General features: G+C 62.5%; 14 protein-coding genes. 10 read left to right on the top strand and 4 right to left on the bottom strand.

Going from position 1 to position 15,755, the window contains the following annotated elements; genetic code table 11:
* Positions 1-12 precede the first annotated feature (12 nt).
* Both ACFSJC_RS18180 and ACFSJC_RS18175 read right to left on the bottom strand, forming a co-directional pair.
* Positions 13-975 carry an AAA family ATPase gene (locus ACFSJC_RS18180; protein ID WP_386028616.1) on the bottom strand — a complete coding sequence of 321 codons (963 nt, stop codon included), beginning with the start codon at positions 973-975 and terminating at the stop codon, positions 13-15.
* Positions 972-2,519 carry a helix-turn-helix domain-containing protein gene (locus tag ACFSJC_RS18175; RefSeq protein ID WP_386028615.1) on the bottom strand — a complete coding sequence of 516 codons (1,548 nt, stop codon included), beginning with the start codon at positions 2,517-2,519 and terminating at the stop codon, positions 972-974. The genes ACFSJC_RS18180 and ACFSJC_RS18175 overlap by 4 nt, the downstream gene beginning before the upstream one ends.
* A gap of 385 nt (positions 2,520-2,904) precedes the next feature.
* On the opposite strand from ACFSJC_RS18175, the gene ACFSJC_RS18170 reads away from it, so the two are divergent.
* The 10 genes from ACFSJC_RS18170 to anfO all read left to right on the top strand — a co-directional run bounded on the left by ACFSJC_RS18170 (position 2,905) and on the right by anfO (position 11,877).
* The gene (locus ACFSJC_RS18170) at positions 2,905-4,524 is read left to right on the top strand and encodes a sigma 54-interacting transcriptional regulator (RefSeq protein WP_386028614.1); all 1,620 of its coding nucleotides are present in this window, start codon (positions 2,905-2,907) and stop codon (positions 4,522-4,524) included.
* Between the two features lie 619 nt (positions 4,525-5,143).
* Positions 5,144-5,971, top strand: coding sequence for a nitrogenase iron protein (nifH, locus tag ACFSJC_RS18165; protein WP_386028613.1), 828 nt, complete (start codon positions 5,144-5,146; stop codon positions 5,969-5,971).
* A 25-nt stretch (positions 5,972-5,996) separates the two neighbouring features.
* Positions 5,997-6,314 carry a P-II family nitrogen regulator gene (locus tag ACFSJC_RS18160; protein WP_386028612.1) on the top strand — a complete coding sequence of 106 codons (318 nt, stop codon included), beginning with the start codon at positions 5,997-5,999 and terminating at the stop codon, positions 6,312-6,314.
* 14 nt (positions 6,315-6,328) lie between these two features.
* Positions 6,329-6,700 (top strand): P-II family nitrogen regulator, encoded by a 372-nt coding sequence (locus ACFSJC_RS18155; RefSeq protein WP_386028611.1) that lies wholly within the window; start codon positions 6,329-6,331, stop codon positions 6,698-6,700.
* A gap of 34 nt (positions 6,701-6,734) precedes the next feature.
* Positions 6,735-8,303 carry a nitrogenase iron-iron protein, alpha chain gene (gene anfD / locus ACFSJC_RS18150; RefSeq protein ID WP_386028610.1) on the top strand — a complete coding sequence of 523 codons (1,569 nt, stop codon included), beginning with the start codon at positions 6,735-6,737 and terminating at the stop codon, positions 8,301-8,303.
* Positions 8,300-8,650: a Fe-only nitrogenase subunit delta gene (anfG, locus tag ACFSJC_RS18145; RefSeq protein WP_386028609.1), complete on the top strand. Its 351-nt coding sequence runs from the start codon at positions 8,300-8,302 to the stop codon at positions 8,648-8,650. The genes anfD and anfG overlap by 4 nt, the downstream gene beginning before the upstream one ends.
* A gap of 16 nt (positions 8,651-8,666) precedes the next feature.
* Complete coding sequence (gene anfK / locus ACFSJC_RS18140) at positions 8,667-10,055, top strand: Fe-only nitrogenase subunit beta (RefSeq protein ID WP_386028608.1); 1,389 nt, start codon at positions 8,667-8,669, stop codon at positions 10,053-10,055.
* 84 nt (positions 10,056-10,139) lie between these two features.
* Entirely contained in the window at positions 10,140-10,577 is a 438-nt protein-coding gene (locus tag ACFSJC_RS18135; protein ID WP_386028607.1) for a hypothetical protein, read from the top strand.
* Positions 10,578-10,590: 13 nt separating this feature from the next.
* A complete protein-coding gene (locus ACFSJC_RS18130; protein WP_386028606.1) occupies positions 10,591-11,097 on the top strand; it encodes a pyridoxamine 5'-phosphate oxidase family protein in 507 nt (168 codons plus the stop codon).
* 72 nt (positions 11,098-11,169) lie between these two features.
* Positions 11,170-11,877, top strand: coding sequence for a Fe-only nitrogenase accessory protein AnfO (gene anfO / locus ACFSJC_RS18125; RefSeq protein ID WP_386028605.1), 708 nt, complete (start codon positions 11,170-11,172; stop codon positions 11,875-11,877).
* Positions 11,878-12,047: 170 nt separating this feature from the next.
* Here the strand turns inward: anfO and catB are convergent, their stop codons facing one another.
* Together catB and katG are read right to left on the bottom strand one after the other, a co-directional pair.
* Positions 12,048-12,680 (bottom strand): type B chloramphenicol O-acetyltransferase, encoded by a 633-nt coding sequence (catB, locus tag ACFSJC_RS18120; RefSeq protein WP_386028604.1) that lies wholly within the window; start codon positions 12,678-12,680, stop codon positions 12,048-12,050.
* A gap of 274 nt (positions 12,681-12,954) precedes the next feature.
* On the bottom strand, positions 12,955-15,135 hold the full coding sequence (katG, locus tag ACFSJC_RS18115; RefSeq protein ID WP_386028639.1) for a catalase/peroxidase HPI: 2,181 nt from the start codon (positions 15,133-15,135) through the stop codon (positions 12,955-12,957).
* Positions 15,136-15,755 lie beyond the last annotated feature (620 nt).

Here is a 15,755-nt window from a genome sequence, read left to right as displayed (position 1 = left end):
GCAGCATCGGGGTCAGCCGGCGTGGCTCTTCTTGAAATAGACCGCCAGCCGATCCAGCCAGTCGAGCTGGCCATCGGCATCGACGGCGACCTCGCGCAGCGCGCGCAGCAGGTCCAAGTACTCGGCCAGGCCGGTGCGGGCGGTGGCGGCACAGGCGTCGCGGTCGGCCAGGATCTGCTCGGCGGCGGCGGCCAGCACGCGCGGATCCAGGTCCGGAAAGTGGGTCTCGCCACGGTCGACGAAGTGACCGAGCAGATCCTCCGGCAGCGGCATGCGCAGCACCACGCAGCGTCGCAGCAAGGCCGCCGGCAACTGGCGGGTGTCGTTGCTGGTGAGCACCACCAGCGGCGGCGGACGTGTCGAGGAACTCACGGTCAGACCCAGCGGCGGCACCGCGAACTGACCGTTGCCGAGCACCTCCAGCAGACCATTGGCGAGCGCGATGTCGGCCTTGTCGATCTCGTCGATCAGCAGCACGCTGCCGCTCGCCTTGGGCCAGACCGGGTCGACGTCGGACGGCGGATTGAAGTTGTGGCGACAGCGGCCGGACTGATCCTCCGCACTCTTCCAATCCAGCGCCCACCAGAGCGCGCCTGGGCCAACGTAGTTCTGCACCACGCGCACCTTGTCCCGCTCGCCGAGCTGGGCGTCGGCCAGCCGGGCGGTGTGGTCCAAGGCCCACAGCAGTTCCTGGTATTCGCTGTCCGGCTGGACCACGAAGGCCAGGAAGGGTCGCCCGAGCAGATGCGCGGCGGCGCGCGCGAGCTGGCTCTTGCCGACGCCCGGCTCGCCGCGCACCAGCAGTGGCCGGCCAGACGCCACGGCGGCGATGATGGCATGCGCCGAGGACGCGTCGAGCTTGTGCGGTACCTCGGGCCAGGCACCGGTGGCGGGGAGCCGGAGGACAGCGCCAACCCGCGCGGCGATGGCGGCGTAGCGATCGGCCTCCACCTGGCCGCCAATTGCCGCGCTCATGCCCCGAACCCCGGGATCTTGCCCAGCAGTTCAGCGGCCTTGGTGGCAAGTTCGACGACCTTGTCGGCGGCGGGCAATGCACCTACCGCGCGCTGGAACAGGGACTTCGTGGCCTCTGAAATCGGCTGGTTCTCCTCCACCTCCCCTTGGGCGCTGCGGCACGCCTTGCGTAGATCAGCGTAGCGAGAATCCCCGGTGCCGGTTTCTGCGAGCAAGCGCTCGAGCAGCGGCAGCAGCTCGGCCTGCGGGGTGGTCAGGTTGTGCTGATGGGCCTGCGCCGGCCCGGCGGCCATATTGGCGGGACCATTGCCGGAGTGAATGTTGAAGTTGAACTGGACGGGTGCGCCTTGGGACTCGGTCATGGTTGTCTGCTCCGGTTTCGCGGTTGATGAGGATGGCGTTGAGTGTGCCTGCGTGGTAGCCAACGTACCGCAGCGCGCATTCACGGCCTTCAAGCGAGAGGCATACCAGATCTCCAGCTTCGCCCTGTCGACTCGCAGCACCGAGCTGGTTCGGCTGGCTTCCCCGCAGTCGAAGAGTCGCAGGTAAGGCAATAGCTGCAGCAGGCGCTGTTTCACCTCGTCCGGCTCACAACGGGTCCGCTCCCACAAGCCGAACACATGTTCGTCTTCATAGTTGAGGTTCCAGAGCATCAAGTTGACTTGATCACAGAAATTCTCGAATGCCTTGGTATCACCGGGAATCGGCTTCTCGTCGTCGAAGGCCAACAGGTCTGCGAAGGCTGAAACCAGTTCGTGTAACCGCCCGTCGATGCTGGTCATGGTTACGCAACCTGACCGCACAGCGCGGACCGCAGCGTCATCGAGCAGAGGCCGATTGCCGGGGAGCGACGGGATCAGACGCATGCTCTCGAGATTGCAGGACTGGTCGATCATCGCGGCGAACGGCCAACTTTTGGACTCACCGTGATGCTGATACGCCTCGTTCGTCGTGCCCTCGGGGCGTTTCAAGCTCGGGTCGTTAGCGGCGCAGGCATAGACCACTGCTCTGAGGAAGTCAGCCACGCAGTCCAGTGACTCGCTGTCAGCAGCACCATCGATGGCTCCGCGCAAAGGTTTGTTGAGCAGCGAAGAGAGGCCATTGAGATCGCGACTGTCCAGCAACCGGGCGATGTGCGCGGCCTGAGTCGGGGCATCCGGCAGATCCGACTCGCGCTCGGCGATGCGCTCGACGAGCCCAGTTGCATCGCAGGCAGCAAGCGCACGCCGTATCGGCTCCGGATCGATGCTCGGAAAGTGCTTGGCCTGACGCAGCCGGTCGGCCGCAGCGCGGGCACGCTGGGCATGTCCGGGCTGCCCGTTGGTGTCCAGATCGCGGGCATGATTCTCGGCCAGTTGGATCGGGCAGACACCGACCTTTTTCGCCAGGTCCGCGTAGCGCACCTGCTGCGGGGTGTCTGAACCACACCGCTCTAGCCGCTGGATCGTCTTGACGTTGACATTCAGCGCCGCAGCCAGCGCCTCTTGCGTGAGTCCATCGGGTTCGACGGCCTCTCGCGGCCCCCTCAACCAATTGCTGCCCATGGTCCGCTCCCTTCGATGGGATCGGCGACGGGCCGATCCTCGACACGAAATCTAGCCAAAATCGGTTGCCGGCGACAGGACAGGCACCGGACAAAATTCAGCCGATAGAGGACATACGCTGGCTTTCGAGAACCAGCGGCTTGCCTGAAACGGCGAATTCGCCACGGCACCGACCGAAATCGACCCATTCGGAACACACCGAAAGGCGGATGTACCTTTCCGTCACTTTTCCGACCGAGCCTAACGGCCAAACGCGGGGTAATCCTCAGCGCAGACAGGCCGCCACGCTGCGATCTGCCAAGGCCAAGGACGCTCGGGTCACTGCTCCTGGCACTCGACTTGCTGTGCTAGGCAGATCGTACCTGCAGCATCCGCTCCGCCATTTATGACAGACGCACCCCCGCTAGAGCTCGACCTCGACGAGATAGAGGCCGATTTCACCCATTGCTTCACCGGCGAATGCCGGGTGAACGTGCTGCCGATCCTGCACAAGATCGGCCATGTCAGCACCCGCAACGCCGACCTCTCGGCGCTGCTCGCCATCATCCTTGAGGTGATGCAGCAACCGCTGAAGATGCGCCGAGGGATGGTCATGCTCTACGACCGCCACTCGGACACCATCTGCATCCACGACAGTTTCGGACTCACCGAAGAGGAGAAGGGGCGCGGCATCTATGCGCCCGGCGAGGGCGTCACCGGCAAAGTGGTCGAGACCGGCAAGGCGATCGTCGTCCCCCGACTGAACGAAAGCCTGGACTTTCTCGATCGCACCCGAGCGCACGCCGAGCGTGGCAGCGCCAACGCATCCTTCATCTGCGTGCCCATCATGCGGGCCGAAAAGGTCCTGGGGACCCTCTGCGCCGAGCGCATCTACATGAGCCGACGCCTGCTGGATCAGGACGTCAAGCTGCTCGCGACCATCGCCTCCATGATTGCGCCTGTGGTCGAGCTGTATCTGCTCGAAAACATCGACAAGGTGCGCCTGGAGAACGAGAACCGTCGGCTCAAGAACGCCCTGAAGCGCCGATTCAAACCGTCCAACATCATCGGCAACTCCAAACCGATGCAGCAGGTCTACGAGCACATCCGCAAGGTGGCCGGAACGCGCGCGACCGTGCTGATCCTAGGCGAGAGCGGCGTCGGCAAGGAACTGGTCGCCAGCGCCATCCACTACAACAGCCCCTACGCCGAGGGACCTTTCGTCAAATCCAACTGCGCCGCCTTCCCGGAAAATCTGGTCGAGAGCGAGCTCTTCGGTCACGAGAAGGGGTCCTTCACCGGCGCAATAGCGACCCACAAGGGCTGCTTCGAGCAGGCCAACGGCGGCACCATCTTTCTCGACGAGGTCGGGGAACTGAGTCTGGCCAACCAGGCCAAGCTGCTGCGGGTGCTACAGGAGCGCAGCTTCAAGCGCATCGGCGGGGTCAATCCGGTCAGGGTCGAACTGCGCATCATCACCGCCACCAACCGCAACCTGATCGAGATGGTCGAGAAAGGCACCTTCCGCGAGGACCTCTACTACCGGCTCAATGTCTTCTGCATCACCATCCCGCCGCTACGCGAGCGCGGCAGCGACGTCATCACCCTGGCCGATCACTACGTCAACCGCTTTGCCGCCGAGAACGGCAAAAGCGTCAAGCGCATCGCGACTCCGGCGCTCAACATGCTGATGAGCTATCACTGGCCCGGCAACGTGCGCGAACTGGAGAACGTCATCGAGAGCGCGGTGATCCTGTCCGACGACGGGGTCATCCACAGCTACGATCTGCCCCCCTCGATTCAGACCTCGCACGAGAGCGGCACCACCAACGCGCTCTCGCTGGAAGACAAGCTGCGCGCGGTCGAATACGAAATGATCGTCGAGGCGTTGAAGAACAACAACGGCAACGTCGGCGAGACCGCCAAGGAACTCGGGCTCACACGCCGCATGCTGGGCATCCGCATGCAAAGACACCGCATCAGCTACAAGACCTTCCGCACACGAGTCACCGACGCACTCGACTGACCCCCGCACCCCACCGAAGGCGTATCCGCCTTCGCCTCCCTCCCCTCCCATCCAGGTCCCCGGCTCCACCTCAGGGCCGCCCCCTGCTTCATGCGCTCACTGGCCGGCCGATGCTCAATCGGCCAGCGCCTTCCCTTCCATCTTGAATCTGACGTTGCGCCTGCGCTACCGCCGGGTTGCCACTCGGCCGCCGGTCTTGCTCCCAGGAAACGCCGCCGATCCAGCGAACCACTTCAGACAGTTCCATCAGCAACCGATCCGCATGACGAAACCCGAATTGACGTCTCGCGAACAATCCCCGCGAAAGTGCACCCGAGACGTAAATCTTTCGAAATGGCAGCTCCAAAAACCGAATGGAATTTCGTTCATTCAGGAACAGAAAACGCCGAATGAACATTCCGAGTTGACGTTCGATTTATCGAAAAATAGCGCCAGCCAGACCAAGTCATTTTATTTCAACGACTTCCACAAAAATTGGCGCGTGAGCGCACCGGCTACGGATCGGAAATCCAATTTCTGGCACACCCGTTGCAAATAGATTCATGCCGGGACGATCTCCCAATCCGGCCGAATTTTCACTCACTCTCATTGATTAATTACCGAATAGGAAATCGAAATCATGACACGCAAAGTCGCTATCTACGGCAAGGGCGGTATCGGCAAGTCCACCACCACGCAGAATACGGCCGCCGCACTCGCCCATTTCCACGGACAGAAGGTCTTCATTCACGGCTGCGACCCTAAAGCGGATTCCACGCGCTTGATTCTGGGTGGCAAGCCGCAGCAAACGCTCATGGACGTGCTGCGCGACAAGGGCGCGGAGAAGATCACCAACGACCAGGTCATCAAGGCCGGATTCAAGGATATCCGCTGCGTCGAGTCCGGCGGTCCGGAGCCGGGCGTCGGCTGCGCCGGTCGCGGCGTCATCACCGCCATCGATCTCATGGAGGCGCGCGGCGCCTATACCGACGATCTGGATTTCGTCTTCTTCGACGTGCTCGGCGACGTCGTCTGCGGCGGTTTCGCCATGCCGATTCGCGATGGCAAGGCACAGGAGGTCTATATCGTCGCCTCGGGCGAGATGATGGCCATCTATGCCGCCAACAACATCTGCAAGGGCCTGGTGAAATACGCCAAGCAAAGCGGCGTGCGCCTGGGCGGCATCATCTGCAATAGCCGCAAGGTCGACGGCGAGCGGGAATTCCTGGAGGAGTTCACCGCCGCCATCGGCACCAAGATGATTCATTTCGTACCACGCGACAATATCGTACAGAAGGCCGAATTCAATAAGAAGACGGTCACCGAATTCAACCCCGAGGAAAACCAGGCGCTCGAATACAGCGAACTCGGACGCAAGATCATCGAAAACGAGGATCTGGTGATTCCCAATCCGCTCAGCATGGAGCAGCTCGAAGACATGGTCGTCAAATACGGGCTCATGGATTAATCGGCGAGAGACGGGAGTCAATGCAATGAAAATGATTCGAGCGATCGTACGTCCGGACGCCGCAGACAGTGTCGCCGAGGCACTCGCCGACGCAGGCTTCTACTCCATGACCCAGGTCCACGCCTTCGGGCGCGGCAAGCAGAAAGGGATCTCGCTCGGCAGCATCCGTTACGACGAGCTGCCCAAGACCATGATCCTGATGGTGGCCGAGGACGAGGACGTCGAGGAGATCGTCAAGCTGGTCAATTTCAAGGCGTATACCGGCAACTTCGGCGACGGCAAGGTCTTCGTCTCCCCGGTCGAGGAAGCCTTCACGGTGCGTACCGGCCAGCCCGGACTCTAAGGCCGGAGGATCCCATGAAAGAGATCATCGCCATCATCCGACCCAAAAAGGTCGCCGCCACCAAGGCGGCGCTCGAGGAGCTCGGTTTCCCCTGCTTCACCGCCGTCCCGGCGACCGGGCGCGGCAAGCAGCGCGGTATCGCCAACGAGGTCAGCTGCGAACTGCCGACCGAGCTGCAGGGACAGGGCCGATCGCGGGGCATGAAGTACATCCCCAAGCGCCTGCTGAGCATCGTGGTCGGCGACACCGACGTCCAGCCGGTGGTGCAGGCCATCATCCAGGTCAATCGCACCGAGCAGATCGGAGACGGCCGGGTCTTCGTCTGCCCGATCGACGACGCCGTTCGGGTCCGGACCAAGGAAACCGGCGAGCACGCCATCCTTTAACCGCCATTCGGAGCGCCCACTCGGAGCACCAGCCATGCCTTACCATGAATTCGAATGCAGTACCTGCATTCCCGAGCGCAAGAAGCACGCCGTCGTCAAGGGGCCGGGCGAGACCCTGGCCGACGCCCTGCCCCTTGGCTATCTCAACACCATCCCCGGGACCATCTCCGAGCGCGGCTGCGCCTACTGCGGCGCCAAGCACGTGATCGGCACCCCGATGAAGGACGTGATCCACATCAGTCACGGCCCGGTCGGCTGCACCTACGACACCTGGCAGACCAAGCGCTACATCAGCGACAACGACAACTTCCAGCTCAAGTACACCTTCGCCACCGATGTGAAGGAGAAGCACATCGTCTTCGGCGCCGAGAAGCTCTTGAAACAGAACATCATCGAGGCGTTCAAGGCGCATCCCGACATCAAGCGGATGACCATCTACCAGACCTGCGCGACGGCGCTGATCGGCGACGACATCGACGCCGTCGCGCAGGAGGTGATGGAGGAGCTGCCGGACGTCGACATCTTCGTTTGCAACTCGCCCGGCTTCGCCGGCCCCAGTCAGTCCGGCGGTCACCACAAGATCAACATCGCCTGGATCAAGAACAAGGTCGGCACGGTCGAGCCCGAGATCACCAGCGACTACGTCATCAATTACGTGGGCGAGTACAACATCCAGGGCGACCAGGAGGTGATGCAGGACTTCTTCAAGCGCATGGGGATCCAGATCCTCTCCACCTTCACCGGCAACGGCTCCTACGACGACCTGCGCGCCATGCACAAGGCGCATCTCAACGTCCTGGAGTGCGCCCGCTCGGCCGAGTACATCTGCAACGAGCTGCGCGTGAAGTACGGCATCCCGCGCCTGGACATCGACGGCTTCGGTTTCGAGCCGCTGGGCAACTCGCTGCGCAAGGTCGGTCTCTTCTTCGGCATCGAGGATCGCGCCCAGAAGATCATCGACGAGGAGACCGCACGCTGGAAGCCCGAGCTCGACTGGTACAAGGCGCGCCTGACCGGCAAGAAGGTCTGTCTCTGGCCGGGCGGCTCCAAGCTCTGGCACTGGGCGCACGTCATCCACGAGGAGATGGGCCTGGACGTGGTCTCGGTCTACACCAAGTTCGGCCATCAGGGCGACATGGAGAAGGGCATCGCCCGCTGCGAGCAGGGCGCGCTCGCCATCGACGACCCCAACGAGCTGGAAGGACTTGAGGCCATGAACAAGCTCCAGCCGGACATCATCTTCACCGGCAAGCGTCCCGGCGAGGTGGCCAAGAAGATCCGCGTGCCCTACCTCAACGCCCACGCCTATCACAACGGCCCCTGGAAGGGCTGGGAGGGCTGGGTCCGGTTCGCCCGCGACATCTACAACGGCATCTACTCGCCGATCCACGAACTCTCCAAGCTCGACATCAGCAAGGACGAGATCCCAACCGACAAGGGCTTCAAGACCGCGCGCATGATCTCGGACGCGGACCTGCCCGAGGCGGTGCGGAACGATCCCAACCTGCGCCGCTACACCGGCAAGTACGACATGGTCGCCGAGCTGCGCGAGCGCACCTATCCGACCTTCCCGCAGAAGGGTGCTCAGGAGGCGGCGGCATGAGCGACCTGAAGACCGAACGGATCGAGCAGATGCTCGACTACATCATGAAAAAGTGCCTGTGGCAGTTCCACTCGCGCGCCTGGGACCGGCGCGACCAGAACCAGGGCATCCTGAGCAAGACCACCCAACTGCTGTGCGACGAGCACGTCGAGCTGGAGACCCCGGCCGACCGCTGCTACTGGGTCGACGCGGTCTGTCTGGCCGAGGCATTCCGGGAACGTCTGCCCTGGCTGGCCGGGATGAGCGTGCCCGAGATCAAGGACCTGATGCAGGGGCTGCACGAGCGGCTCGACTATCTGACCATCGACGGTTCGCTCAACGAAGAGCTGACCGATCAGATGTACTGACCGGGGATCGAACACCATGCATTGCGAACTCAAAGAGAAAGACCGGATCGGGACCATCAACCCGATCTTCACCTGCCAACCGGCCGGCGCCCAGTACGCCAGCATCGGCATCAAGGAGTGCATCGGCATCGTCCATGGCGGCCAGGGCTGCGTCATGTTCGTGCGGCTGCTGATCTCCCAGCACCTGAAGGAGAGCTTCGAGATCGCCTCCTCCTCGGTGCATGAGGACGGCGCCGTGTTCGGCGCGCTCGACCGTGTCGAGCAGGCGGTGGACGTGCTGCTGATGCGCTATCCGCACGTCAAGGTGGTGCCCATCATCAGCACCTGCTCGACCGAGGTCATCGGCGACGACATCGACGGCGTGGTGCGCAAGCTCAACGAGGGACTGCTGCAGGAGAAGTACGCGGGACGCGAGGTCCACCTCATTCCCATCCACACCCCGAGCTTCGTCGGCAGCATGGTCAGCGGCTACGACGTGGCGGTGAGGGACTTCGTCAAACACTTCGCCGAGCCCGGCGAACCCAACGGCAAGGTCAACCTGATCACCGGCTGGGTCAACCCGGGCGACGTCAAGGCGCTCAAACATCTGATGGCCGAGATGGACATCGAGGCCAACGTGCTGTTCGAGATCGAGAGCTTCGATTCGCCGCTGATGCCCGATGGCAACTACGTGTCGCACGGCAGCACCACGATCGAGGATCTCAAGAGCACCGGCAGCGCCAGCGCCACACTCGCGCTCAATCGTTACGAGGGGGGCCAGGCGGCCAAGTACCTGGAGAGCGAATTCAACCAACCGACCATCGTCGGTCCGACCCCGATCGGCATCCGCAACACGGATACCTTCCTGGCGAACCTCAAGACGCTCACCGGCAAGCCGATCCCGCACTCGCTGGTGGTGGAGCGCGGTATCGCCATCGATGCCCTGACCGACCTCACGCATATGTTCCTGGCGGACAAGCGGGTCGCCATCTACGGCAACCCGGATCTGGTGATCGGGCTCGCCGAGTTCTGTCTGGACCTGGAGATGAAGCCGGTCCTGCTGCTGCTCGGCGACGACAACCCGAACTACGCCGACGATCCGCGCATCCAGGCGATACAGGAGAACGTCGACTACCCGATGGAGATCATCACCAACGCCGACCTCTGGGATCTGGAGAACCGGGTCAAGAACGAGGGGCTGGAGCTGGACCTGATCCTCGGGCATTCGAAGGGACGCTTCGCGGCCATGGAATGCAACGTGCCGATGGTGCGGGTGGGCTTCCCGACCTACGACCGGGCCGGTCTCTACCGCTACCCGGTGGTCGGCTACGCGGGCGCAACCTGGCTCGCCGAGCAGATGGCCAACACCCTCTTCACCGACATGGAATACAAGAAAAACAAGGAGTGGGTGCTCAACGTCTGGTAGCCGCACGCAACCGCGACACGTCACCGCCACCGGCCCGACCGCTCCCCGCACGGGAGCGGCGAGCCCCAACCACCAGCAGGTTCGATGATGTCACTCGTCCTCTTCGAAACGCACGAGAAGAAACTCCAACGCTGCCTGACCGACGCACGCGGCTATCACCAGCGCGCCACGCAATTCGCCACCGACGGCGAGCGCGCGAGCCTCGTCTTCAACATCGCCGCCGTGGCGATCGAGGCCTATCTGATCGCGCTCTGCGCCCGTCACGAGATCCTGCCGTTCAACCACGACTACGGCAGCCTGGTGACGGCCGCCGAGGAAGCCGTGACGTTCACGCCCGAACTGAAGGAGGCCATCCTCTCGCTCGATGAGATCTTCGGCATCTGCTCGATCGAGCACTATCACCACGGCACGCCGGCACAGATCGACGCCGATCGCACACTGCGCATCTGCGACGCGCTGTCGCAGATGTTCGAGCCACCCAACGCCGCCGACACGCCGTCACTGCGGGCCGGACAGGTCTAACGGAATCCAGAGCATGACCACGAACCAACCCCAATCCGCACGGCACCCGCACGCCGCCATGCGGCGCAGCGACCGCGAGATCACCGAGCGCGCCGAGATCGACGCCATCATCCAATCGACCCGGGTCATGAATCTGGCCCTATCGGATGCGAACACCCCCTTCGTCGTCCCGATCTTCTACGCCTACGACGGGCGCTCGCTCTTCATCCACTCGGCCAAGGGCGGCAGCAAGATCGGCATCATGCGTCGCAACGACAAGGTCTGCTTCGCCATCTCGGTCGACCAAGGGTTCATCGAGAGCGACCAGGCGTGCGACTTCGAGGCCAAACACCGCACCGTCATCGGCTTCGGGCGCGCCTGCTTCATCGAGGACGAGGCCGAGAAGATCGCCGCGCTCGACCGCATCGTCGCCCGTTTCAGCGAGCACGCCTTCACCTACCCCAAGACCAATCTCGACGCCACCGCCGTGATCCGGATCGAGATCGAATCCATCAAGGGCAAGAGCCACGGCTTCGGCTAGACGCGCAACCGCCTCCAGGCACGACCAGGAAATCGCCCTACCGACCGTCCACGTCCATCGGGAGAGCCAACGATGAAGATTGCCGCCTACATCGACAGCCAGCGCCAGCCCCTGTCGCCACAAGAGCCGGGCGTCCTGCGCCTCTTCGCTTACCAGAACGGCGCCTGGAACCAGCTGTCGGATACCGCCTTCGCGGGCATCGGCGCCGGCTCGATCAGCGAGCTCACACAACGCACCGAACAACTCGGCACCCTGCTCGACGGCGCCGAGGCGCTGCTGGTGCGCGACGTCAAGGGCATCGCCGTCACCCTGCTGCAGAACCTGGGACTGCGCCTGTGGCGCCTCGACGGACCGCCCGAGGCCGCGCTCGACGCAGTCCAGCACGAGCTCGAACAGTCCGAGATCGAAATGCCAGACCCGGCCCGATTCTTCGAGTCGGGCGACATCGAGGGCACCTATCGCATCGACCTCGCCGCCGCGCTCGCCAGCGATTCCGGCCTCAACTCCCAGATCGTCCTCATTCCATTCCTGGAGCAGACCGACTTCAGACGACTGGAGGTCGTCTGCGACCACCCGCCGCGCTGGCTCGACAAACAGCTACCGGCGCTCGGCCTCGACTGGGAGCAGGAAACGCAGGACAGCGTCTGCCGACTCCTCATCCGCCCGACCGGAGAGCGGACGATCACCCCACCTGCCCCGACGATCGGATGCGGCAACCACGGCAGAGGTCACGCCCCCGGACGCACGAGCGGAGGCTGCCAGGGAGGCGGCTGCGCCTAACGACAGCCCCAACGCAAACGCTGCACACCAAGGAGTGGTTGCAGCTCCAATCGAAACCCCACCATCTGCACAACGCCCGCTGTCGGCGTTCGCTGCCTGCAGATTGGGCGAAATGACTCAGGTGCGGATAAGCACGCCTTTTCCGTTGGAGGCAGCTGTCGACGGGACAGTTAGGTGCTTGCGCTTTGCCAAACACGGTAAAGACCGGCAATGTCAGACGAGCACAAAAAAGGCATTGCTTCTTTAATTTGCTCCAACGGCCAATCCCACCACTGCATTTCCAGCAACATTGAAACTTCTTGTTCTGAAAACCGTTTTTTTATCGCTTTTGCCGGGTTCCCGCCGACGATCGTGTAAGGCTCTACATCTTTGGTTACCAGAGCCCGGCTACCAATTACCGCGCCATGGCCGATATTTACTCCCGGCATAATCATTGCCTCCGAACCGATCCACACGTCGCTTCCTATGACGGTATCGCCTGCAGTCTGGAAAGCATCAACTGATTCCGAAAACGCCGGCTCTTCATCCATGTAGAAGAAAGGAAATGACGTGGCCCAATCATATCGATGACCTTGATTTCCCGCCATAACAAAACAAGCCCCTGTCCCGATGGAGCAAAAACTTCCGACAATCAATTTATCGACGTCATCGCGATCTGGCAGGAGGTAGCGAGCGCAATCATCAAATGAATGACCATGGTAATAGCCAGAGTAATAGCTATAACGGCCCACCTTGATATTTGGGTTCTTGACCTGCTCTATGAGCAACTTTCCTTTGAACGGGCTCTCAAAATAATTCTTCATATAATTTCCTCTCAGCCCGCGTAGGGCGCAATAGCGATAGCGTATTACGCCGCATGGTTGGCAGGAGGCTCACCTCGAGACACAACAAACGCCGCATGTCCTTCGCACGTCGAATTGCGTCTTTGTGCCACCAATCCGATGGACCTGTGCCAATGTCCTTCCGGCGCAATACGCTGCGCTATTGCGCCCTACGAACCAGCCTGCGTAGGCATCAATCGCGAACGCTCGACGGCTCGAATCGGGCTGAGATAGCCCCGACCCGAGCCGTTTACTCCTAGCCTTGCTTCAGGTCGAAGCGATCGGCGGTCATCACTTTGCTCCATGCCTCAACGAAGTCGCGGATGAATTCCTCATCACCGTCCGCAGAGGCATAGACCTCGGCGACGGCACGCAGCTCGGCGTTCGATCCGAAGATCAGATCCACCGGCGTCGCCGTCCACTTCAGCTCACCCGAGGCGCGGTCGCGTCCATCGTAGATGCCCTCCTCGTTCGCCGACTTCGACCACTGGGTCGACATGTCGAGCAGATTGACGAAGAAGTCGTTGCTCAAGGTGCCGGGGCGCTCCGTAAGCACGCCATGCTTGACGCCGCCGGCGTTGGCGCCCAGAGCCCGCATGCCGCCGACCAGTGCGGTCATCTCGGGAACCGTCAGGCCCAGCAGGTCCGCGCGGTCGACCAGCATCTCCGCCGGCGATGCGCCGTTGTCGCTCCCGAAGTAATTGCGGAAACCATCCGCCGTCGGTTCGAGGACGGCGAAGGAGTCGACATCGGTCTGCTCTTGAGTCGCATCCGCGCGACCGGGTTTGAAAGGAACCTCGACCTCGTAGCCGGCCGCCTTGGCCGACTGTTCGATGGCGGCAACACCGCCAAGGACGATCAGGTCGGCGAGGGAGATCTGCTTGCCGCCGGCCGCCGAGGCATTGAAGTCCTTTTGGATGCCTTCCAGCGTCTCCAGAACCTTCGCCAGCTCCGGCGGATCATTGACCGGCCAATCCTTCTGCGGGGCCAGACGAATGCGCGCGCCGTTGGCACCTCCGCGCATGTCGGAGTCGCGATAGGTGGCAGCCGATGCCCAGGCGGTTCTCACCAGCTCCGCTGGGGAAAGACCGGAGTCGAGGAGTGTCTTCTTGAGACCGGCGATATCCTGCGCGTCGACCAGCGCGTAGTCGACCTGTGGGATCGGGTCCTGCCAGATCAGCATCTCATCGGGCACCTCGGAGCCGAGGTAGCGCGCGCGCGGTCCCATGTCGCGATGCGTCAGCTTGAACCAGGCCTTGGCGAAGGCAAGCTCGAATTCCTTGGGGTTGTCCAAGAAGCGTCTGGATATCTCGCGGTAGGCCGGATCGAACTTCAGCGCCAGATCCGTCGTGAACATCATCGGGGCGTGCCGCTTGCCCGCGACATGGGCGTCCGGGACCGTATCGGCGCCCGCTCCGTCCTTGGGCGTCCACTGGATGGCTCCAGCCGGACTGCGGGTCTGCTCCCAGTCGAAGTTGAAGAGGTTCGTCAGGTACAGCATCGTGAACTGCGTCGGGGCTTGGGTCCAGGCGCCTTCCAGTCCGCTGCCGATGGTGTCCTCGGCATTACCCTTGCCGCACCTGTTGGCCCAGCCGAGGCCCTGCTGCTCGATGGGGGCTGCGGCCGGTTCGGGACCCACGCACTCAGACGGCTTACCCGCACCATGGGTCTTGCCGAAGGTGTGGCCGCCGGCGATCAGTGCGACGGTCTCTTCATCGTCCATGGCCATGCGGCCGAAGGCCACGCGGATCTGCTGGGCGGCCGCGAGCGGGTCCGGGTTGCCGCCAGGACCTTCCGGATTCACATAGATGAGCCCCATCTGCGTGGCGGCGAGAGGATTTTCCAGTTTCCCTTGTTCGTCATAGCGCTCCCGCCCCAGCATCTCGGCTTCCGGCCCCCAGTTGACGATCTCCGGTTCCCAGTCGTCCGCTCGGCCGCCGGCGAAGCCAAAGGTCTTGAAGCCCATGTCCTCCATGGCGACGGTACCGGCCAAGACCATCAAGTCGCCCCAGGAGATGTTGCGACCGTACTTCTGTTTAATCGGCCAAAGTAGACGCCGCGCCTTGTCGAGATTGACGTTGTCGGGCCAGCTATTGAGCGGATCGAAGCGCTGCTGGCCGCCACCGGCGCCGCCGCGCCCGTCCGCGACACGGTAGGTACCGGCGCTGTGCCAGGCCATGCGGATGAACAGGGGTCCATAGTGGCCGAAGTCGGCCGGCCACCAGTCCTGAGAGGTGGTCATCATGGCCTTGAGGTCCTTCTTCACGGCATCGAGATCCAGGCTGGCGAATGCCTTGGCGTAATCGAAATTCTCGCCGTACGGATTGGACGCCGGGTCATGGTCACGCAACGGCTGGAGGTTGAGCTGATCGGGCCACCAGAACTGATTGGGCCTCGGCTTGCCGGACGCCATGGCCGGGGCTTGTGTATCGGCCATGGCCGCATCCTTGCTCGACGGAATCGCATCCGTAACTTCCGTGCGGGCGACATCGACTCGACTGGACTTCTTCTGGACCCAGTCGAACGAGGGGAGAGAGAGACCGAATTCTGCGGGGACCTTGCGTGAGGGCTGGTCAGACTCGGTTTCGGCTTGGGCGACTAGGGCTGTGGGTGCAGTGAACAGTGCGGCCATGATGGCGGCGGAGAGGGTTGTTCTGTGCATTGAATCGTCTCCTCGTCATTGGTGTATCTCATTGTTTCGCGCGACGTCGGCGTGAACTCCAGCGTTCTCGTACTCCAAAGCCGATCCGCGACGTACACGCATTGAACGCATAAGTCCATGCCCTGCGTGCCTCAACAAAAGATAGACCGATCAGGACAACGACCATAATCGGAAATGCCGATTCCCATGACAGGTAAGTGCCATGGATGGAATCGGCGCTTCTGGTCTCGATCAACCCATCTGTTCCGCTCCCACCCCCTCACAACCCCGACCCCGCATGAGATCCGAGCAGAACCCGTTGCACAACCTCCCGGCCAACCAATCGTAAGTAACCATCCCCCGGCAGAGCCGGGGGCTTTAAATTCGTGAGCCGCTCAAAGCGGCAAGGGGTCGCT

The organism is Thiorhodococcus fuscus (genome assembly GCF_042682685.1).
GTDB classification, from domain to species: Bacteria; Pseudomonadota; Gammaproteobacteria; order Chromatiales; family Chromatiaceae; genus Imhoffiella; species Imhoffiella fuscus.
Note: the sequence above shows the minus strand (reverse complement) of the source record. Positions and strands in the feature narration are given on the sequence as shown.